Source organism: Paenibacillus swuensis, assembly GCF_001644605.1.
GTDB lineage: Bacteria > Bacillota > Bacilli > Paenibacillales > DY6 > Paenibacillus_N > Paenibacillus_N swuensis.
Genome location: NZ_CP011388.1, coordinates 4038386 through 4060646, shown reverse-complemented (window position 1 = coordinate 4060646; position 22261 = coordinate 4038386). Strand labels below are relative to the sequence as shown.

Below are 22261 nucleotides of genomic sequence, written 5' to 3'. Positions count from 1 at the left end.
TTGTTGTAAGCGCTTAAGTAGATCTTAAACGTTAACTTAGTTCTCTTCTATAAGATAATTCCGCTATTTATAGTTTTTTGTAGTGTTAAAAACACCAAGGGGATCACGGCGATGTCGGAACAATTGCAACAATTTGTCAGTCAATACAAGCTACAACCCTTTTTATTTATCGATAAAAATACCGCCGTCCTCTTGCAATTCAGCAAAAAAGACCTGACGTTCATCTGTAATGCCTTGCTTTTGCAGTTCATAGAGTAACCATGTCTTGTCTAATCCCAATTCACGTAAATTACGTTCTACAATGGCCCCGTCCACGATCAGTTCGGTAGGCATATATCGTGTTGAACCCGCCGGAACATCAAGGTCCTGTCTTGTCGGAGTTCGGTATGGAGGCTTTTGCAAAACACTTAATTGGCCGTTAGGTTCCAAAATGGCATAGTGCACTTCACTCACTGAAAACACGCCGTTCAGCCGGAGTAACATACTTAAATCATCCATATTCAGCTTGTTGTCCTTCATAGCCTGCTGTACGATACGACCTCGTTTAATCACAATGGTAGGTTCACCGTCTAATAGGATCCGGGCTTTGGAGGACTTCATGCTGATCCATTCAACGACTAAGGATAAGAAGGACCAGAGGGTCAGGGCAAGCAACCCGTCTAACAATTTAATATCATGGTGAACGACGACATCCCCGGCAATACCCCCAAGAGCAATCCCCGTGATATAGGTGAAGAAGGTCATTTGACTTAATTGTTTTTTGCCTAAAATACGGGTTAATAACAGCAATACCGCAAATCCAAGCAGTGTTTTCAGCGTGGTTTCGAGTAAAGTATCCATGGGGAAGTCCCTTCCTCTGACTCTGTGATCTGATGTGTTTAATGTGCCTATTGTTACCAGAGGAGGAAGACGTTACTCACATCATTTATTGCAATGGCAGTAAAGCAGTTACTTGAAACAACTTAGGTTATAATAGGTAATACAGCTACCATTCTACGATACAAAAAGGGGAGAGACTCAGAGACCATGACAGAAACCAAAGGAATTTCGGAGACAGGATGGAACTTTGACAACAGTTATGCGCGGTTACCACAATCTCTATTCACCCTGTGCAACCCGACATCAGTACGTTCACCTAAACTGATAATATTGAATGAATCGTTGGCGGCTGCCCTGGGCTTGCAAGTTCAATCGCTTCGTTCGCCTGATGGCGAGGCATCACTTGTCGGAAATCAAATACCGGATGGCGCTCTGCCGCTTGCTCAAGCATACGCGGGTCACCAGTTTGGACACTTCAACCGTTTAGGGGATGGACGGGCTATCCTGCTTGGCGAACAACTTACCCCGCAGGGATCTCGGGTTGACATTCAGCTGAAGGGCCCGGGGAGAACACCTTATTCACGGGGCGGAGACGGTCGTGCGGCAGTCGGTCCGATGTTGCGGGAGTTCATTATCAGCGAAGCGATGCATGGGCTCGGTATTCCTACAACCCGGAGTTTGGCTGTAATGGCGACGGGTCAAACGGTTATTCGCGAAAAAGACCTGCCGGGCGCCGTTCTGACCCGGGTTGCCGCCAGTCATATCCGCGTAGGCACTTTTCAGTACATTGCAAACTGGGGTACAGTGGATGAGCTTCGTGCTCTGGCGGATTATACTGTGCAAAGACATGATCCCAACGTTTATGAGGAGGGAAACCGCTATCTTTCACTGCTACAAGAAGTCATAAAGCGTCAGGCAGAGCTCATTGCGAAATGGCAGCTTGTTGGTTTTATCCATGGTGTCATGAACACCGATAACATGACGATAAGCGGTGAGACGATTGATTATGGTCCCTGTGCCTTTATGGATGAATATAACCCTGCAACGGTTTTTAGTTCAATTGACAGCCAAGGCCGTTACGCTTACGGCAATCAGCCGCGGATTGCCGCTTGGAATCTCGCCAGACTAGCTGAATCCCTTCTGCCTTTGTTGCATGACGATGAAGATGAAGCTGTTAAGTTAGCGGAGAATGCGATTGCCGGTTTCGGTACACGATATCAAGCACATTGGCTGGCGGGCATGCGCGCCAAACTGGGCATACATAACGAGGAGCCGCAGGATGAATCGTTAATTGACAAGTTGCTGGAGCTCATGGAGAAGCATCGTGCTGATTACACGAATACATTTCGCGCATTATCGCTGGATAATCCGGAGGAGACGGTCATGTTCGGTACTTCGGAATTTAAAGAGTGGCATGAACAATGGCAAGCAAGATTAGGCAGGCAACAGGAGCCGATTACATCGTCTCGGGAGTTAATGAGGGTTAGCAATCCTGCTGTCATTCCACGTAACCATCTAGTCGAGGAAGCATTGGAAGCCGCAGTGGAAGAGGAAGATTATAGTGTGATGAAGCAGCTGATCGAGGTTTTGGCTAGCCCATTTGATTATTCGGTGAATCAGGATAAATACTGCTCATTACCGCAAACATCAATAGGGCGTTACCGTACCTATTGCGGAACTTAAGAACATCTTGACAATAAATAACATGTAAACTAATATATAATTATTCCTACGTGATTAGTAGGGTATAATTGAGTGATACACTAATAGAGCTTTGCTTTGCCCACCATACCAGTGGAGGCCGCCGCACCGTAAATACAGGTGCGTCGGCCTTTTATTTTTAAAATAATTGGACACTGGTACCATTCCCGCCTGTGTGCGGATTATCCAAGGAGGTAACAGGAAGATGAGCATAACCAGTCAAGCAACAACACAGGGTTTAGAGGTTATACCGGTGGCAGGACGGATTGGGGCAATCATTCAGGGAATTACCTTATCCGGTAACTTGGAACAGAATATAGTTGAGGAAATCCGTCAGCTGTTATTTAAACACAAAGTTATATTCTTCAGAGGTCAGGAACATTTGGATGATGCCGGACAAGAAGAATTGGCTAAGCTGCTCGGCGGACCGGTGGCACATCCGACAGTTCCTATTAAAGAGGGTACGAACTATGTGTTGGAGCTGGACTCGGCTCATGGCGGGCGTGCCAATTCCTGGCACACGGATGTAACATTTGTTGATGCGTACCCGCAGGCCTCTATTTTAAGAGGTGTTACGATTCCAGAAGCGGGAGGAGATACGGTATGGGCAAACACCGCCGCTGCCTACGAGGATCTGTCACCGGAGCTTAAGGAATTGGCCGATAAGCTGTGGGCGGTCCATTCGAATGACTATGATTATGCTTCAGCTTACCGGGGCAAATCACACGATGAATATAAGCAATACAAGAAAGTATTTACGTCAACGATCTATGAAACGGAGCATCCTGTCGTGCGGATACATCCCGAAACAGGCGAGAAATCATTGTTACTCGGCCACTTCGTCAAACGCATTACGGGTTTGTCATCCAGTGACTCTGCGCATCTGTTTCAAGTGTTGCAGAGCCATGTCACAAGACTGGAAAACACGGTTCGATGGCGCTGGACCCCTGGCGATGTTGTAATCTGGGATAACCGGGCAACGCAGCACTACGCTATTAATGACTATGGCGATCAACACCGTGTAGTACGAAGAGTTACCGTTGCGGGTGATGTGCCGGTTAGTGTGGACGGACGCCAAAGCCGAACGCTGTTACCTGAAGCTCTTAATGAAGAATCGGCCTAATCATCTCCAATAATTACTTGTGGCCCGCGATAACTCGCGGGTCTTTCTTATGTTCTATTTGTGTTAACCATATGAAAACAATTACATAAAAATGTGGTTGACATTATGTAAATATTTTAATATGATTTTACTTAATCAGTTTAACTATTACATGGATGGATATTTCAATGGTGTTAGTAGTGAGGGGGTATAACCGTTGTGCATAAGGATAAATCTCATGAAGGGGAACATAAATCAGATACAGATCGATTTCAGATGGCACTTTTCACAACTGTACGCAGAATCGGGCCAGACCTTGTGAAACAATCGGAACTTGGTATTACCAGCAATCAATTCTATATTCTGAAATTTTTAATGCACAGAGGCACCTGTCGGTTGACCAAGCTGGCCGAATGGATGGAGGTCAAGCCCAGCGCCATCACCGTTGTGGTTGACCGACTCGAAAATCACGGATTTGTGAAGCGGATGCAGGATCCAACCGATCGAAGAGCCATCCTTGTGGAATTAACGTATAAAGGGCATTTCGCATTAGCGAAATTGGATGAAATTCGCACAGACGCGATCGAGAAATTATTATCCGTTCTGCAAGAAGGGGAAAAGGAAGCTTTTATTCAAACCTTTGAGAAATTAGTTCAGGCAGCCACTTCACAACAGGCTGACGGTAACGGTTCGTGTATCGTCACGGATAAGAAACAACATATCAAAGATAATAAAGGAGAATTCACACAATGAAAGGTACAGAAGCTTTAATGAATGACAATCCGATGATCGAACGCAGAGGGATGCTGATGGCTGGCTTAATTATTGCCATGTTATTTGCAGCTTTAGACGGTACGATTGTAGGTACGGCTATGCCGGTTATTGTGAGGGAGTTCGGCGGCCTGAACATGATGACATGGCTAACGACGGCATACATGCTTTCTTCGACGGCGGTAGTGCCCATTGCGGGGAAGCTTGCGGATTTAATAGGCAGGAAAACCGTATATCTTACAGGCTTGACGATCTTTATTGTCGCGTCGGCTTTATGCGGTCTCGCTCAGGATATGACGCAGTTAATTTGGTTCCGCGCCATTCAAGGTATCGGCGGCGGTGTAATGATGCCGATGGCTATGATTATCATTGGTGATATGTTCACAGGTAAAGAGCGTGCCAAATGGCAAGGTATATTCGGAGCCATCTACGGTCTTTCATCCGTAATCGGACCCCAAGTAGGCGGTTGGATCGTGGATTCGCTGAATTGGCGATGGGTGTTCTATATTAATCTCCCAGTAGGCGTACTTGCCATGTTCTTTATCGCGGGAGGACTTAAATCGTTCAAAGCAACGGGTCCTGTTAAGTTTGACTATGCGGGTATGTTCACGATGATTGTCGGGGTAGTCAGCTTGTTGATGGCTCTCTCGCTTGGCGGTGTTGATTATGCTTGGGGTTCTTGGCAGATCATCGGCATGTTTGCCTTGGCGTTCGTCAGTCTGTTTGCCTTTATCCGAATTGAATCCAAAGTGGATGAGCCGATTCTTCCGGTTAAATTATTCAAGAACAAGACGTTTACGTTACTCAACAGTGTCGGCTTCCTGATGGCAGTAGGGATGTTCGGCGCGATTATGTTCGTTCCTCTGTTCATGCAGTGGATTGTAGGCGTCAGCGCCACCGAGTCAGGCACGGTCATGACGCCGCTGATGATTACCATGATTGTAGCCAGCATCTTGGGAGGGCAACTGGTTCAGAAGCTTGGCGTACGCCGTCAAATCGCGATCGGTATGATTATCATGGCATGTGGATTTGGGCTGTTGACTACACTTGATGTGAACACTACGAAATTAACCGCTTCTTCCTTCATGGTCGTATTGGGTTTAGGTATGGGATTGGTTATGCCCATTCTCACCCTGGCATTGCAGGAAAGCTTCCCTAAATCACAATTAGGCGTAGTAACATCCTCATCCCAATTTTTCCGTCAGATCGGCGGGACGTTCGGAATGACGATTCTCGGCGCGATTATGAATTCGAAGTCGACCCACTTGTTGCATGACCGTTTGGTCCCTGTACTGGATACAATGCCTGCTGATAATGCTCAAGCCGTCGCACCGTTTAAGGAAATGGTTGAAACCAATCCACAAGCGCTATACTCATCTCTGTTAGACCCTAATGTATTGAAAACTTTGCCTCCCGTCTTCACGGAACAAGTTGTGCCGATTGTGAAATCCTCTTTGGTGACGGCTTTGCAGGATGTGTTTATTTACGGTTTGATCTTTGTCATCCTTGGCGTTCTGATTACACCGTTCCTCGGTCATATCAAGTTGACAGACCGTAAGAATGAGAAGAAGAATGCACAGCAAGAACCTGAGATCACTCCATCTGTCTAAAATACAACAGAAAAGCTTCGCCGCATTCATTCGCGGCGAAGCTTTTCTTCATTTCATACGTAATATTTCGGACCATAGGGCGGAGGGCTCATAACCTAACCGCCATACGGCGATGCCGCCTAAATCATAGGTCTTGGCAAGCTGGATACGCGCTTTTACGGTCGTATGATCTTCCATCCAGAAGATGTAACGGCTTCCGTTCTCGCTGTATTCGACCTTATACTGTTTAAATTCAGGATCCCATGTGGATACCGCATTCTTTTCTTGGATTAATGCCGGTAGATCCGACATGAAAATGGCTTTGCTGGTCAGTAGCTTGCCTGTTCCGTCAATCTGCCATTGACGGACATAGAACGGAATGCCAAGCATCAACTTTTCCCGTTCCATGCCGTACGACAGAAACTCCTTAATTCCTTCTTCCATCCACTGCAGACCGGACACCGATCCCGCTTCGGTGCTGCCTTTCCAGTACTGGTCGTAGGCCATAATGATCACTTGATCCACTTGTGCGGCGAGTGCGGCATGGTCATACGCGGTCTTGGCATTCCATGCCAAGCTGCCGCGCGGGAGGTCAATGGATACCTTTAGTTTGCGGGTATGCGCGTAATACACAAAGTCTGTTACGAACTTCGTATAACGATCTCGATCGGAAGCTTTCATGGCCTCAAAGTCCAGGTTGACACCGGTGCCGCCGATTGAAGCTATTTTGTCCACTACAGTCCTTGTGAAAGTCTTCTGGGCTTCAGCATTCGCAAGGAAGGACGTAGTAAGCTCTGCGTTAAATTGATTATGTACTAACGGATGCACAGCTATGCCTTGTTGCTTTAGTTGTACTACCGTCTCCTCGGAAGATTTGTCTTCCAGAGCACCAGTGCCGTCCATAAGGGCAAACCAAGAGGGGGAATCCACATCCAAACCCTGGGTATTCGCTACATGCTCGGTAATGCGATCAGGATCATTCGTACCGTTCCAGCCCATATACACGAGCTTGCGATAGTTGTCCCATAGGGTAATTCCGTCCGCTGTAACTACGGTTGAGTTGCTGTACCACTTAGCATAGGTGATGGCGTCCGTTGCTGTAGGACGGGTTAGCTTGCTTTTGCCGTCTTGCATAATATGATAATAATGTTCCGTAGTCCATATGGTGTTACCGTTCTTCATGATTTTGGAACCCGTAATTGATTTGGCGAAATATAAGGCCTGTTTCAAATCCTTAAAGCGTTTAACGAATTCACCCTGATACACCTCATATGCCGGAAGACTGGAATATACCGTTTGTCCTCGAACAACATTCATAACAATCGCGTCCGGCTGGGTGGATGCTTTCTTAACGGCTTCTTCTAATAAATAGAATTTATCCGTTCCGGGTGTGTCCCCAATGGTTACCTCATAGTTCTGTCCATAGGTTCGTAGTTTCTTCTCGAGCTCAGGTGTGATGTTGTCCCAAACCCAAGTATTTGTTTTCTCGTCTATGATGTGCATATTCACGTAACCTGCAGCCGCTTTTTTGGCTGTTGCAAGGTCGTTAAAACCCCATTGGGGTAATGTTTTTTCGCCTTGATAAAGCTTATATTGCGTGTAGTTGCTCCACACCCAGCCTGGTTTGTCGAGTTGACGCACCGCACTGTCCGGCAGTTTCTTGGCGGCGGCTATCGCTTCGCTCAACCCTATAAATTCTAATTCCGGTTTTGAAATCCCTTGCTGATATACTTTGTAATTGGGCAAATTATGCCAAACCCAACCGCGGCTCCCGATGTTCTCCACACGGCTATACCTAAAGCTTGAAGCGTAGGTTTTGGCTTGTTTCAGATCCGCAAACTCCTTAAGCACATTCTGTTTCTGATATACTCGGTATTTGGTCGTACTGTCTTGCGTGGCTGCGAATGCAAAGGGCTGTGCGAACAGCGTCATTGCGATAGCGGACAGAGCAAGTTTCTTCCATGGTTTCAAAACGCCCTCACGCCTTTCTATGATAGTCTAATAGAATTAGACGCCATGAGAGGAAAAAGGTTGCGTGTAAGGTATGAATTGGAAATAAAAAAGCCCTTCTCCGTAAAGAGAAGGGTAGTATTTATTGAATGTAAGCGAAAATTTCATCATCCAATCCTAATCGGATGTCACTTCGGAATATGCGACGATTATACTCTTTGTATACATATTGTTCGATGGCTTCAAGCAGGTTGGCTTCAACCAAGTACTGACTGCGGCCTTGAACGAATACTTCGGCCGTATAGCCAAGTTCGTCGTCATAACTAAGCTCTACTTCCACATCATTAGGCTTCATTTGCTTACGGTCCGCAATGGAAATGCAAACCGCGTTAATGATTTCGTCCATAGTCAGGCGCATGTTTAGAATCGTCTCCGGTCATCGCGATCACGGTCACGGTCACGATCATACGGATTTGCAGTATTGTAACGGTTCTTGTTCTTAATCATGCGGTAGATGCCGCGCACGGCGATGAACAAGACGTAAATCGCTAACAGATTAATCATTAGTCCAAGCAAGTTGCCGAGAATACCCAAACCGCCGAAAAGTCCGCCGAAGAGCAAACCTGCCAAGCCGCCGATCATTAAGCCCTTAGCCAAACCGCCGCCGCTGAAAAATCCGCGTTTCGGAGCCGTTGTACCGGTATTCGGTGCTTTCGTCCCGGAGTCGCTGCGAACCGAGCTGTCCTTCTTAGGCGTCTGAGTGAAGCTTTTCCGCGGGGATTTAAATCTTGGCTTCGCGTCAACGTAATTAGCCCCAACCACAGTAAACATGAAAGTGAACGCCATGGCGAGCAGCATAAATTTCTTCACAATAAATCTTCTCCTTCTGGAACATAATATAGTTTTGTTGCTTGTGCGTAAGTATACATACGGATAGAGTCTTCCATGGTTTCATTTATTATCCGAAATTTATACAATATAATATATATACACACTTTATGCTTTTTCAAAAAAGGGAGCTTGTTATGTCATCCAATCCATTATTTGTTTATCCCGAGGCCTATATACAATATTTAATTCATTTTCATACCGATCGCGATTTCTTTGAATGCCATGAAATTCTTGAAGAATATTGGAAGGAAAATCCGGATGACGGAAACGGCGATGTCTGGGTAGGTTTAATTCAATTGGCTGTCGGTTTATATCATCAACGAAGAGGGAATTTGGGCGGAGCGCGTAAAATGTTGGCGAGTTCGTTACATAAACTGACTACATTTGCCTTGAACCAATGGGGCATAGACGCTGACACCTTCATTTCGTCCTTGCAAAGTCGTTTAGTCCACTTAGAAGAGGGTTCCACTGGGTATGAAGACCTTAATCTACCGATTGCAGACCCGGGGTTGCTTGAAAGATGTGAGACGCAAGCGAAAAAGAAGGGTTGGGTATGGCAGACTTCCAGCCCGATGAACGACGAGTCAATCGTTCAGAAGCACCTTGTTCGGGATCGGAGCGAGGTTATCAGGAGCCGCCAGGCAGAAATTGAAAAGAGAGCGCACCGGCGCTCTCTGAGTTAATTCTATAATGATTGGTTATAAGCGTATCCATCATTCACCAGTTCAAGTTTCCCGGTTCTCGGATGAATAATCATCCCGTGCACTAGTGTAGCAGGGGGCATCAGCGGATGTTTGCGAATGATATCTACGGATGTATCCACGCCCTCGCGAACACTGTTAAAACCTTCCAACCACCGTAGAACATCAATACCGGCGTTGGCTAAGGTAGACATGGTATGGGGCTGAACGCCGGACAGTTTAATTTTCTCGACAATCTTCTGGGCATTAATGCCGACCATTCCGCATTCATAATGGCCTACGACAAATACTTCTTCCGCCTCCAAAGCATGGATAGCTACCAGGATACTTCGCATAATATTGCCGAACGGATGCGTAATGATCGCGCCGGCGTTCTTGATGATCTTCGCATCACCGTTCCGAAGATTCATCGCCTTGGGCAATAACTCAACGAGACGCGTATCCATGCAGGTGAGAATAACCATCTTCTTGTCCGGATACTTGTCGGTAAGATAACTTTCATATTCCTTGTTTTCTACAAAAGCCTGATTGTGCGTCAGTATTTGATCCACGTTAGAAATAAGTCATCGCTCCTTGCTTGATAGTTGAGTTAAGTACGTTTATCGATGAGGGACATCATGTTGTTGAAAATCTGACCGCTGCTCGTCAGACTGAATGCCCGCTTAGCCGGGTTCCAGTCAATATTCATGAGGTCATCGAAGAACACTTCATGTTTCTTCTCATATAAGGTGTCGCGGGGTTCGCTGTCCGCTGTCAGATCTTCCGGATGACGCTCATTCACCACCCATAACGTGGGGACACCGCTGACTGAGCATCCGCAACCTTCCGCATCAAAAACCAGTTTGAGCTCAGCTTGATGTTCGCCGATCACTTTGCTGATTTCGGTCTGCGCCGCTTCGGTGTATGTAATCTGCATGACATAGCTCCTTTAACAAAGAAATGAAGATGAAGTCTTAATACTAGTTGATTATACTAGGTGTAAAAAGTATGATCAATAGGAAGCGAATTCGTATACATTAAACCGAGAGGCAGGCGTTTCCATGACCGAAACATTAATGAGTCAATTGCATTCATTCCGAGCTTTAACCCGAAAGATGAAATCTTATGGAGAAGCATTGGGTCTCATGTATTGGGACTTGCGCACAGGAGCTCCCCGCAAAGGCGTGGATACCCGTTCCGAAGTGATCGGCGAATTATCAGGCGACCTCTTTAAGATGCAAACTTCCGAAGAGCTCGGTTCTTACATAGAAGCGTTGACAGCACCTGCCGCATATGAACAGCTGAGTGAAATTGACCGTAAAATTGTGGATGAAGTGAAGAAAGAATATGACCGCAATAAGAAAGTCCCGGCTAACCTGTATCAGGAGTATGTCGTACTGACGTCACAGACAGAGACTTTATGGGAAGAAGCCAAAGAAAAGTCCGATTGGACGATGTTCTATCCCTCTTTGGAGAAAATTATCGATTACAACAAGCAGTTCATTCAGTTATGGGGTGTAAAAGAGACTCCTTACGATACGTTGCTGGACATGTATGAGCCCGGGATGACCGTAGCAAAGCTGGATCAAGTGTTCGGAGAGCTTCGGGAGAAGCTCGTACCTCTTGTCGCCGCAGTAGGTGAGTCCGCAAACCAACCGGAAACTTCATTCCTTCGCCAAACCTTCGATAAAGAACGCCAGAAGAAATTCTCTAATTTTATTCTGGAGCAACTGGGCTATGATTTCCAAGCCGGCCGTCTGGATGAGAGCGTTCATCCTTTCGCCACGGGTCTAAACCCCGGAGACGTGCGAATTACGACGCGATATCTGGAACATGATGTGACCAGCGCGTTGTTTGGGACGATCCATGAATGCGGTCATGCCTTATATGAGCAAAATATTTCAAAAGAGCTCATCGGCACACCATTATGTGACGGTACATCCATGGGTATTCATGAATCCCAATCCCGGTTCTGGGAAAACATGGTGGGACGAAGCCGTGAATTCTGGAACCGGTACTACGGCGATCTGCAGAAGCTGTATCCGGAGTACTTCAATGAAGTAAAGGTTGAAGATTTCTACCGCGCCACTAATGTCGCCAAGCCATCCCTGATCAGAATTGAAGCGGATGAGCTTACCTATAATCTGCATATCATGATTCGTTATGAAATGGAGAAAGCCATTTTCAATGATGGCGTGAGCGCAGCGGATTTGCCGCAGCTTTGGAACGATAAGTACAAAGAATACCTTGGCATTGAGCCGCAAAGCATGGCGGAAGGCATTCTGCAGGATGTGCATTGGTCCGGAGGCGCATTTGGATATTTCCCTTCCTATGCCCTAGGCAATATGTACGCCGCCCAAATGATGAATACGTTGAAGAAAGAGATGCCCGACTTTGAGAAGAAGGTAGAGGAAGGCAATCTGATACCGGTTAAGGACTGGTTTGTGGATAAAGTGTACCGGCACGGCAAAGCTTTAACACCGGCGGAAATTATCATGAACGTAAGCGGTGAAGAGCTGAATCCGGTTTATTTGGTTGAATACCTGACGGAAAAGTATTCGGACATTTACGGTTTATAGGTTTAGGGGAGCCTCGCGCATGCGGGGCTTTTACTTCTAAGATACGGGGAAATGCTAATGTGTAAGAAAAGGTATGCGTCATGGTGTAAAATCTCTTTCCAAACAATGCTGTTAGTCATCATAGGATTAAGTATCACAACAGTTACCTTCGCTTGCTCTTGTGTACAGTTAACACCCCAGGAATCTTTTGACCAAAGTGCGGCGGTGTTTAGCGGGAAATTAATTTCCCAAGAGCAGGTGAACACAGCCGAAATAAAACCGATAGGCATATCTCAGCGAGACCGGAATGTGTTTCAAGTGGAGCGGGTATGGAAAGGCGCGAAACAAACACAATTTGTTGTATATGATAACGGTGCTGAGGAATCTTGCGGCATGGACTTCACAACAGGCGAAACATATTTGGTTTATGCACATGAGAACGAAAAGTATTTATACACCAGCTACTGCAATTTAACGAAACCGTTGGCCAGAGCCAGTGACGATATGGTCATTCTGGGACAAGGTTCCGAACCGACAACCCCCGTCAACTTTAGCAAAGGCAACGGCTGGGGAAACGCCATCATTGGCATAGGAGCGGCCACTGTGTTAGCTTCTGCAGGATTACTTTTTTATATCATCCGTAGAAACCGGAGACATTAGAAGAAATGCGGGTGGTTATATGGGAATCCGGGTAATTAAGACGGCGCTGGCAGCCTTAACCGCCATTTATATCGCACAACTGATGGGGTTGCCATCCTCTCTCTCTGCGGGACTTCTTGCTATTCTTGGCGTTGAAACCACCCGACTTAAGGGCTTGCGCAGTTCATTCGTACGTATTGCGGCTTCCGTCACGGGTCTTATTTTGGCAACGGCCATCTTCAGTTTATTAGGATTTCATATATGGACCTTATCTTTGTATATATTAATTACATTTCCTATACTTGCCCGGGCGGGGCTTAGCGAGGGAATCGTTACATGCTCCGTCATGGTATTTCATGTGTTTGCGCAAGGCGAGGTGTCCGGCCTTATTATATGGAACGAAGTGGTTTTGCTGGTGATTGGACTAGGCACGGCAACTATATACAATGTCGCATACATGCCCAGAGAAGACCGGCGCATTATGCAAATCCGAAATACGACCGAGGAATTGTTCTCCGCGATCTTTCTGCAGATTGCCAGACATCTGCGCGACAATACCTATGTATGGAGCGGCGAGGAAGTTTTGCAGGCGGAGAGCGCTCTTGAAGAGGGTTTGCAGACGGCTAAACGTATGGAAGAAAATCGCTTATGGCGCGCCGAGGGGTCTCCGGTTATCTATTTCATGATGAGACGGCAACAGCTGGATTGCATCCAGCGCATGCTGGATCTGGTTGCCCAAGTGTATCAGACGCTTCCGCACGGCATGTTGGCGGCCGAACTATTCGAAGAGTTAAGCGTGGATCTGAAGTCGAAGTTTTATACGGGAAATGTGGAGAAGCACTTGGCCGCGTTGGAAGCAGAATTTAAACTGATGGAACTGCCGGCCACAAGGGACGAGTTCGAAGTGCGTTCCGCTTTACTACAACTTTGTTTGGAATTAAGACATTATCTGGTCATCGCCAAGCAAAAAAAACCAAGAATTTCTCTTAGTCCCGAGAACGCATAGGTTGTCAGTTGTACAAATTCAAGGGTTGTTCGATTTTTTTGTAAATCACGAAACTTTTTGTCACTCTAGACGAATGTCCTGCATACACTTTAAGTGAATGATTGTATGGAGGAGGTTTGAAAGGATGTCATTTAGAGATAAAGATTTAGAGTGCAGACAAATTATTACCAAAGCTGTTACAGGCAAAGGTCGTAAGTTCTCTCAAGTCACACATACCGTTACTCCGCCCCATCACCCTACCAGCATCCTGGGGGCGTGGATTATTAACCATCAATATGAGGCGGTTAAGTCCGGTAGCGGCATTGAGGTCATTGGTACTTACGATATTAACATCTGGTATTCCTACGACAAGAACTCCCAAACCGACGTAGCTAAAGAGACCGTGTCTTATGTGGAGCTGGTTCACTTGTCGTACCTGGATCCGAATGCTAAATCCTCAACGGCTGAAGTTTCTGCGGACGCAACGCAGGAACCGAACTGTGTGGAAGCCAGCGTTTCGTCCAGCGGTACCAGTGTTCTGGTGCGTGTAGAAAGGGAATATGCGGTGGAAATGATCGCGGAAACCAAAGTATGCGTAGTAGTTTGCCCGCACGGCTGCGATGATGATGGCGACAAGGATATTGATTTTGACGGCGGCGATGATGACGGCGACTTCGAAGATCTTGACCCGGATCTTCTGGACGACGAATTGTAGGGAGCGGGAGCAAGTTTCCGCGGATGGCGAGCTTGCTCTTTAGTCTCATTATATGCAGTAATCCAGATCACCGCAGAGGGCAATCGCCCTCTTTTTTGTTATTCAATTGGCCCATTTCAATAAGGATAGGTAGAGACTGCATGACGGGGGTGTGGGGATGAGTGTGTTCTTGTATGGTTTGGAACGGGAGCTGCAGCCCTTAGTGTCAGTGCTGCAAAGGAGTATTAAAGTATCCCGTGCAGCGGGAGGCAAGTCTGGTTTGGCGGAATACCGGGTCGGGGAGGCGACAAACAGCGGGAACGGAGAGACATTGGTCATTTGGGGAAATGCAGCCGCCTCGATCCCGCCGCGCTCATGGAGACATATTCTTAATCATCCGGAGTCGTTGCAGTGTTTACATGAACCAAGGCGATGGAGGAATCTGCTGCGAATCCATGGTATGCGTGTTCACCAACAGGATGAACCCGAATTGGCGGGTTTTGCTAAATGTTACACAATTCCCGTCTTTCATCTGCGGGCGTTAGCTATCTATGAAACCGTCACCAGTTCTTTCGGTTCATCCATGAAATTAACAGAGCTTGAAGAATCCAAGCGGCATCACCGACGCTTAGGCCGGGAAGCGGTTCGTGCGCTATATGCCGTCGGAGCGGATTACGGTCTCGTTACAATGCGCGCGGATGAAAACGGGAGACTTGTCATCATTTCCTTATCGGCTGATCCTGCTTTGGAAAGCTACCCCGGACTAACCGGGCTTTATGCGGAGGCTTTGAAACAGTATGTTGAAGAGAAAGTGCGGGAAGAACACCACATAACTCCTATGTCTAAAGCGTTGTTAGGCTCGGATCCCGAGTTTATTCTGCGGAATCGTATCACCGGTGAAATTGAGGATGCTTCCAAGTATCTGAGCAGAAAGGGTTCGGCAGGCAGCGACGCCATCAGCATAAACGGAGAAATTACCTATAGGTTAGCCGAATTGCGTCCGGAACCTGCCTCAGATCCTAAGACGTTAATACTGAATATTATGCGAACGATGCGCACCGCGTCCAGGGCCATACGTAATCCTCATCTAGAATGGTTGGCGGGAGGGATGCCGGTAAACGGTTATGCGCTGGGAGGTCACGTTCATTTCAGCGGGTTGATCCTGAATTCTGATATATTACGCGCATTGGACAATTATTTAGCCCTGCCTCTTGTATTGGCTGAAGACGAAACTACGGCTGACCGCAGACCTAGGTACGGATTTCTTGGGGATTTCAGAATGCAACCCCACGGAGGGTTTGAATATCGAACACTCCCCAGTTGGCTCGTTACGCCGAAAATTACCAAGGGGGTATTGTCGACCGCTGCTGTCATTGCCGCTCACTACCAAGAATTGAATCGGCGACCGTTGAATCAGTTCCAATGGGTGAACGCTTACTACATGGGAACTAAGGCGGACTTGTTAAACCAAGCGGAGCTGATCTATGCGGATTTGAAAGCCACTTCCAGTTTCTTGTTATATGAATCCTACTTATTGCCATTCTGGGAACAGATTCTTATGATGAAACCTTGGAAGGAACAGACAGATGTTCGTAAAGCCTGGAAAATTCCACCCTTTGACGTCGCGGCCGATTCTATGCGGTGAAGGCTATCGGTTTCTGATATAATAGAGGGGAATAATAGGTTCGGAGGTTCGTTCATGGCACAGTATACACCAATGATGCAACAATATTTATCCATTAAAGCGGAAGCACAGGACGCTTTTTTGTTTTTTAGATTAGGTGATTTTTATGAACTCTTTTTTGAAGATGCGGTGAATGCATCCAGGGAACTGGAAATCACCCTGACGGGCCGAGAGGGTGGCGCGCAAGGGAAGATTCCGATGTGCGGGGTTCCATATCATGCTGCGGAAGGATATATTTCCAGGCTTATCGAGAAAGGATACAAAGTCGCGATTTGCGAACAAGTGGAGGACCCGGCCGTAGCCAAAGGCGTGGTGCGACGGGAAATTGTCCGCACCATAACGCCGGGCACCGTCATGGAAGGGAAGGCACTGGGCGATGCCTCCAATAATTTTATCGTGAGTTTGGCGATGCACGAAGGAAGTTATGGGATTGCCGCCTGTGACTTGTCAACAGGGGAGATGCATGTCACCTCAACCCAAGATTCATACTCCTTGCTGTTGGACGAGCTCAACGTCTATCAACCCGCCGAAATGATCGGCGACGGCTCTTTGCTGGAGAAGGTGCGGGGGGAGTCGCTTTACGGCACTAAACCTGTGTTGTATACGGCATGGACTGATTCGGGCTCCCAATTGGCTGAGAAACAATGGCCGGAGAATACATATGCGGATATGGATCCATCTCGTCAGCGCGCGGTAGGTTTCCTGCTGGATTACCTGCATAAGACACAGAAACGCTCCATCACACATATTTCCCGGCTCGCGCAATATGATACGGCACAGTTTATGACGTTGGATCCGTTTACCCGTCGAAATCTGGAATTGACGGAAACCGTACGGGAGCGGGCCAAGAAAGGCTCCTTGTTGTGGCTGTTGGATAAGTCCGTCACGGCCATGGGGGCCAGGTTGCTGCGACGTTGGGTGGACAAGCCTTTACTATCGAAACGGAGCATCGATCAACGGCTGGAAGCTGTAGATGTGCTCTATAATCAATACATTTTGCGGGAAGATTTGCGCGAAGAGCTGAAACAAATCTATGATTTGGAGCGTCTGGTCGGCCGAATCTCCTTCGGGAACGCCAACGCCCGTGATTTATTGGCATTGAAGCTCTCGCTGGCCAGAATTCCCGCCTTGATTGAATTATGCAGCTCCTCATCCTCTCAAACCTTACAGGAAACAGTCGCGAAGACAGATGCTTGCAGGGATGTTCTGAACTGGATTGAAGCATCAATTACCAATGAACCGCCGGTGTCGGTTCGCGAAGGCGGTATGATTAAAGCCGGCTATCACGAGCGCTTGGATCAGTTGCGCGAAGCCAGCAGCAACGGGAAGCAATGGCTGGCGGAGCTGGAGAAGCGGGAACGGGAATTGACAGGCATACGAACACTGAAAATCGGGTTTAACAAAGTGTTCGGCTATTATATTGAAGTGTCCAGAGCGCAATCGGCCGCGCTTCAAGACGGCCGCTATGAGCGGAAGCAGACGCTCGCCAACGCCGAGCGTTATATTACGCCGGAGCTGAAGGAGAAAGAGGCGCTCATTCTGGAAGCGGAAGAGAAGATGGTCGACATTGAGTACGACCTCTTCGTGGAGCTTCGCGAGCGCGTCGCCGCCCAAACGGCGAGGCTGCAGAGCCTGGCGTCGACAATCGCTACCGTCGACGTCTATCAATCCTTAGGTACGGTGAGCGCGGCGAACCAGTACCGCAAACCCGAAATCGGCGAGCATTATGAGCTCGCCATTGAGGGCGGGCGCCATCCGATCATCGAATCGATGATGGACGGGGGCCGTTTCGTAGCCAATGACACGAGGCTGACCAAGGAGGAGACGCGCATGCTGCTGATCACCGGCCCGAACATGGCCGGTAAGAGCACCTACATGCGCCAAGCGGCGCTCATTTGTATCATTGCGCAAATCGGATGCTTCGTGCCGGCGCAATCGGCGCGAATTCCGCTGATCGACAGGATCTTTACACGCATCGGGGCCGCTGACGATTTACTAAGCGGCCAGAGCACCTTTATGGTTGAGATGATGGATATACAAGTGATGACGGCCAAAGCGACGAATCGTTCTCTGGTCATTATAGACGAATTGGGTCGCGGGACCTCGACCGGAGAAGGAATGGCGATCGCGCAAGCTGTGATTGAGCATCTGCATAACTATACAGGTTGCAAAACACTCGTATCCACACATTTTCATGAGCTTGCACATCTCGAAGAAAGTCTTGAGTTTTTGAGCAATGCATGTATGGCCGTGCAGGAAAGCGGTGAAACCGTGACTTTCTTGCGGAAGCTGATTCCGGGCGCTGCCAGCACGAGCTACGGTATCTATTGCGCAAAGCTGGCGGGGCTTCCGGAATCCATTATCGACCGCTCTTATGCATTGCTCCAGAATTTTGATCAAAAAAGTTCTGGAATCAAAGAAATTCAACTCAGCTATAATGAATCGGCTGCGGGTGCACCGTCCCTTGTGGCGGAAAACGAAGCTGTCCAGCTGTCCTTGTTTGGCGATCCGGCCCTTTCCAAGGGTGCCGTCAAGCTTTCCAAAGCAGAGATGCACGCAGCTGCAATCAGTGTTCAACAAATGGAATTGTTGGATGGGCTCCGGAAAGCGGACGTGTTAAATATGACACCGCTGCAGGCGATTCAGTATGTCAATGAACTAAAGTCCAAGCTGCAACAGATGTAGGAGCCAGGGAGTGGAGAGAGAGAAATGATAAATAAAGAGAATACATTGGGAGCCACTGTACGTAAGATGAAGCCGGCCGCTATAGCCGCCATGTGCTTAACCATGATTACGGTTAGCTCGGCCGCGCCCGTTTACGCGGGTACCGGCACGGACCGCTTGAACGAGGTTTTAACCATATTGGAAAACAACCACTTGAAAGGAGTCTCGGAAGAGGAACTAAGTGAAGCCGCCATAGAAGGCATGATTCGATCTCTGGATGATCCTTACACGCAGTACTACTCCGAGTCGGACTACAGCTCCTTTTTGAACGCGATTGATAATGAATATGCGGGAATCGGCATTCGGTTAAGTCAGGACAGCGAAGGCGTATATATCGTTGAAGTCATTCCGTCTTCCCCGGCGGAGCGTAAAGGCCTCAAGGCCGGCGATCATATCAAGTCCGTTAACGGCAAACCGGCCACGAAGTTATCCACCGACGAAGTCAGGGATGCTCTGCAAGGCACCAAAGGCACGTCTGTCGTGATGCGGGTACAAAGCAATGGTTCCGCAAACACTCGACTGTTGACGATCCAACGGGATACGGTCCAGTTGCCGGTCGCTGAGAGCCGATACATGGGAGGTGGCATCGGATACATTGCCCTCACGACATTCTCCGATGATGCAGGACCGTTATTTACCCGAAAATTAAATGCTCTAAAGGCACAAGGGATGAAATCTTTAATTTTTGATCTTCGCGATAATTCCGGCGGGTATGTGGATGCTGCCGTGGAAGTCGCCAAAAACTTTATAGCCGAAGGCGTGCTCATGCACACCAGGGATGTGAACGGAAAAGACGATCCCATGTTGATTACGGAAGGCGTTAAGGCGAATTTCAAAGTAATTTTGCTCGTCAATGAACTTTCAGCAAGCGCTTCAGAGATTTTGGCAGGGGCTTTACAGGATTACGACGTGGCTCAAGTGGTGGGAACCCGTACATTCGGTAAAGGTGTTGTGCAAAATGTGTGGACTTTGGAACAAGGCGGCTACCTGAAGGCTACCTTCGAAGAATATTTCACCCCTGATCAACACAAGGTTCATGAATATGGGATTAGACCTGACGTTTCGGTAGAAGGTTATGCTTCACAACTTCTGACTGCGTATAGACTCGCCGGCGGGGGTAACCTTGATGTGATCCTTGGCACCGACACGGTGACCTTGAACGGTTCCGAATTTCTCGGGGGTGTGGATGTTATTCGCGCCAAAGGGAACGTATATGTCCCGGCGAACGTGTTATCCTCGGTAATCGGCGGCAAGTCTTCTTGGAACAAGGCGGGGCGTTCGCTTGTCATCCAAGGCGGAGGACGCTCTGTTTCCTTTCGGTCAGGCAACCCAGCTTTAATCGTCAAGGAAGGGATTAGTTACATAGAATTAAACAAGTTTGTACAATCATTTCGTCAAGTGAAATGGTCCTTACATCCGAAGGGGATCCGGATTCAACTAACGGGAGGGAAATAAGATGGCGATTATTCAGATTCTCGACGAGCATATAGCCAACCAGATTGCAGCTGGGGAAGTGGTGGAGCGACCTTCTTCCGTGGTTAAGGAGCTGGTGGAAAACGCCATTGATGCCGGTGCGACGGCGGTCGATGTCGTGATTGAAGAAGGCGGGTTATCTCTCATTCGCGTCACCGACAACGGCACAGGCATGGATGCCGAGGATCTGGAGACGGCTTTCTTCCGTCATGCCACTAGCAAAATCGCGACAGGGAAAGACTTGTTTCAAATCTCTTCCCTGGGTTTTCGAGGGGAAGCCTTGCCGAGTATCGCGGCCGTTTCCAAGGTTGAATGCATAAGCAGTTCGGGCGGAGACGGTTTGGGTCGCCGAATTGTTATCGAAGGCGGAACCGTTAAAGTCGTGGAAGACGCAGCTGCCATGCGCGGGACTGTGTTTTCCGTGAAGGAGTTATTCTTTAACACGCCGGCCAGACTGAAATATATGAAGACAATCCAAACTGAATTAGGCCATATTTCCGATTTCATTTACCGATTGGCATTGTCTCATCCGGGTATTGCTTTTACGTTGAAGCATAACGGAAACTCGTTAATTCAAACGCTGGGCAACGGAGAGTTGCTGCAAGTCATTGCGGCTGTATACGGAAAGAGCTCGGCCAAGACCATGATTCGGGTGAATGCCGAAAGCTTGGATTACACACTCTCGGGCTATATTTCCGCTCCGGAACTGACGCGTTCGAACCGCAATGGCATCACCACGGTAGTAAACGGGCGATATGTTCGCAATTACGCGCTTGTAAACGCCATGCTCCGTGCTTATCATACACTCTTGCCGATCAACCGCTTTCCGCTGGCGGTCCTGGAGCTGCGGATGCATCCCACGTTGGTGGATGTCAACGTGCATCCTTCGAAGCTGGAAGTCCGCTTCAGCAAAGAAGCGGAGCTTTCGCAGTTCCTCGAAGCGACGCTTGCGCAGGCGTTGAACCGGCAGGTGCTGATCCCTGCCGGCGCCTACCCCGCGACCCAGGCCGCAAAGCCGGCCGCGGTCGTGCAAGAGCAGCTCCAGCTGTACCGCCCGGACGGGGCGGCGGGTACAGCTGGAGCCGGCGCAGCCGGGACGCTGCCAAGCTGGGACGAAGTCCGCTTGGCCCCGGCGGCGCCGTTCGGCGGCGGCTTCGCCACGCCGCCGGCTCGCGCACAAGCCCCGGCGATGTCTTCGCCGGGGCGCGGGGCTGCCGCGCCGGATGGAGGCGCGGCTCGGGAGGGGCGCCCGGCCTATGGCGGGCGCGAGCCTGTGCCGGCGGCGGGGCTGCTGCCCGCGCTTGCGCCGGCGGCTCCCGCGGCGGCGCCGTTGCCGGCGTTCCCGGAGCTGCACCCGATCGGGCAGATGCACGGAACGTATATCGTCGCGCAGAATCCCAAAGGGCTGTACCTCATTGATCAACATGCGGCGCATGAACGTATTCATTATGAATATTATTATGAACAATTCGGGAAGCCGCAGCCAGCGAGTCAAGAGCTGTTAATTCCGATTACGCTCGAATTCACCCCGAGTGAAGCGGATACGCTTCAGCAGCGCTTACCTCTCTTTGAACAGGCGGGTGTATATATGGAGCCCTTCGGCGGGAATGCTTTTCTCGTAAGGTCTTATCCGTACTGGTTTCCTGAAGGAGAGGAACGGAGCATCATTCAGGAGATGGCCGACTGGATTCTGAGTGAAAAGAAGGCGGTGGATATCGGCAAAATTCGTGAAAAGTCAGCTATTCTTTGTTCTTGCAAAGCGTCCATTAAAGCGAATCAAAGCTTGACCCATGTAGAAATCGAAAAGCTGCTGGAGCGGTTGTCGGTTTGCTCTAATCCATATACTTGTCCACACGGACGGCCAATCGTAGTCAGTTTTTCCACTTATGAACTAGAGAAAATGTTTAAGCGAGTGATGTAATTATCCAAGGATCAGGGAGCCCGGATGGCCATTGATTCGTAATAGAAATGCAGGTGTATTATAATATTAGATCATATAAC

Annotated in this window: 19 protein-coding genes; 13 read left to right on the top strand and 6 right to left on the bottom strand. The window is 48.5% G+C overall.

The annotated features are described in order from the left end of the window. Nucleotides 1-162: 162 nt before the first annotated feature. Entirely contained in the window at nt 163-840 is a 678-nt protein-coding gene (locus tag SY83_RS18140) for a DUF421 domain-containing protein (protein ID WP_068609092.1), read from the bottom strand. 186 nt (nt 841-1026) lie between these two features. Between SY83_RS18140 and SY83_RS18135 the strand changes: the two genes are divergently transcribed. The 4 genes from SY83_RS18135 (at nt 1027) to SY83_RS18120 (ending at nt 6003) form a co-directional block, all read left to right on the top strand. Then, nucleotides 1027-2502 carry a protein adenylyltransferase SelO gene (locus SY83_RS18135; protein ID WP_068609090.1) on the top strand — a complete coding sequence of 492 codons (1476 nt, stop codon included), beginning with the start codon at nt 1027-1029 and terminating at the stop codon, nt 2500-2502. A gap of 223 nt (nt 2503-2725) precedes the next feature. After that, complete coding sequence (locus SY83_RS18130; protein ID WP_068609088.1) at nt 2726-3643, top strand: TauD/TfdA dioxygenase family protein; 918 nt, start codon at nt 2726-2728, stop codon at nt 3641-3643. 198 nt (nt 3644-3841) lie between these two features. Beyond that, nucleotides 3842-4375, top strand: a complete 534-nt coding sequence (locus SY83_RS18125; protein ID WP_068609086.1) for a MarR family winged helix-turn-helix transcriptional regulator — start codon at nt 3842-3844, stop codon at nt 4373-4375. 32 nt (nt 4376-4407) lie between these two features. After that, complete coding sequence (locus tag SY83_RS18120) at nt 4408-6003, top strand: MDR family MFS transporter (protein ID WP_407944637.1); 1596 nt, start codon at nt 4408-4410, stop codon at nt 6001-6003. A 48-nt stretch (nt 6004-6051) separates the two neighbouring features. Here the strand turns inward: SY83_RS18120 and SY83_RS18115 are convergent, their stop codons facing one another. From SY83_RS18115 to SY83_RS18105, 3 genes are all read right to left on the bottom strand, one after another. Continuing rightward, on the bottom strand, nt 6052-7953 hold the full coding sequence (locus SY83_RS18115; protein WP_157279886.1) for a glycosyl hydrolase family 18 protein: 1902 nt from the start codon (nt 7951-7953) through the stop codon (nt 6052-6054). A gap of 121 nt (nt 7954-8074) precedes the next feature. Then, the gene (locus SY83_RS18110) at nt 8075-8350 is read right to left on the bottom strand and encodes a YxcD family protein (protein WP_068609084.1); all 276 of its coding nucleotides are present in this window, start codon (nt 8348-8350) and stop codon (nt 8075-8077) included. A 2-nt stretch (nt 8351-8352) separates the two neighbouring features. Continuing rightward, nucleotides 8353-8805 carry a hypothetical protein gene (locus SY83_RS18105; RefSeq protein ID WP_082882607.1) on the bottom strand — a complete coding sequence of 151 codons (453 nt, stop codon included), beginning with the start codon at nt 8803-8805 and terminating at the stop codon, nt 8353-8355. Between the two features lie 152 nt (nt 8806-8957). On the opposite strand from SY83_RS18105, the gene SY83_RS18100 reads away from it, so the two are divergent. Beyond that, nucleotides 8958-9506, top strand: a complete 549-nt coding sequence (locus tag SY83_RS18100; protein WP_068609081.1) for a DUF309 domain-containing protein — start codon at nt 8958-8960, stop codon at nt 9504-9506. Nucleotides 9507-9508: 2 nt separating this feature from the next. Here SY83_RS18100 and SY83_RS18095 read toward each other — a convergent pair whose 3' ends face one another. Together SY83_RS18095 and SY83_RS18090 are read right to left on the bottom strand one after the other, a co-directional pair. Further along, nucleotides 9509-10084, bottom strand: coding sequence for a beta-class carbonic anhydrase (locus SY83_RS18095; protein WP_068609079.1), 576 nt, complete (start codon nt 10082-10084; stop codon nt 9509-9511). 29 nt (nt 10085-10113) lie between these two features. Beyond that, nucleotides 10114-10440 (bottom strand): iron-sulfur cluster biosynthesis family protein, encoded by a 327-nt coding sequence (locus tag SY83_RS18090; RefSeq protein WP_068609077.1) that lies wholly within the window; start codon nt 10438-10440, stop codon nt 10114-10116. A 124-nt stretch (nt 10441-10564) separates the two neighbouring features. Here SY83_RS18090 and SY83_RS18085 point away from each other — a divergent pair, with 124 nt between their 5' ends. From SY83_RS18085 to mutL, 8 genes are all read left to right on the top strand, one after another. Then, nucleotides 10565-12082 (top strand): carboxypeptidase M32, encoded by a 1518-nt coding sequence (locus SY83_RS18085; RefSeq protein WP_068609075.1) that lies wholly within the window; start codon nt 10565-10567, stop codon nt 12080-12082. Nucleotides 12083-12187: 105 nt separating this feature from the next. Next, a complete protein-coding gene (locus SY83_RS18080) occupies nt 12188-12721 on the top strand; it encodes a hypothetical protein (RefSeq protein WP_197479888.1) in 534 nt (177 codons plus the stop codon). A 19-nt stretch (nt 12722-12740) separates the two neighbouring features. Next, nucleotides 12741-13706: an aromatic acid exporter family protein gene (locus tag SY83_RS18075; protein WP_068609071.1), complete on the top strand. Its 966-nt coding sequence runs from the start codon at nt 12741-12743 to the stop codon at nt 13704-13706. A gap of 124 nt (nt 13707-13830) precedes the next feature. Further along, entirely contained in the window at nt 13831-14400 is a 570-nt protein-coding gene (locus SY83_RS18070) for an outer spore coat protein CotE (protein WP_068609069.1), read from the top strand. A gap of 157 nt (nt 14401-14557) precedes the next feature. Then, entirely contained in the window at nt 14558-16024 is a 1467-nt protein-coding gene (locus SY83_RS18065) for a putative amidoligase domain-containing protein (protein ID WP_082882605.1), read from the top strand. A gap of 54 nt (nt 16025-16078) precedes the next feature. Further along, on the top strand, nt 16079-18748 hold the full coding sequence (mutS, locus tag SY83_RS18060) for a DNA mismatch repair protein MutS (RefSeq protein ID WP_068609067.1): 2670 nt from the start codon (nt 16079-16081) through the stop codon (nt 18746-18748). 24 nt (nt 18749-18772) lie between these two features. Continuing rightward, on the top strand, nt 18773-20242 hold the full coding sequence (locus SY83_RS18055; protein WP_068609066.1) for a S41 family peptidase: 1470 nt from the start codon (nt 18773-18775) through the stop codon (nt 20240-20242). 1 nt (nt 20243) lies between these two features. Beyond that, nucleotides 20244-22181: a DNA mismatch repair endonuclease MutL gene (mutL, locus tag SY83_RS18050; RefSeq protein ID WP_068609064.1), complete on the top strand. Its 1938-nt coding sequence runs from the start codon at nt 20244-20246 to the stop codon at nt 22179-22181. Nucleotides 22182-22261: the final 80 nt, after the last annotated feature.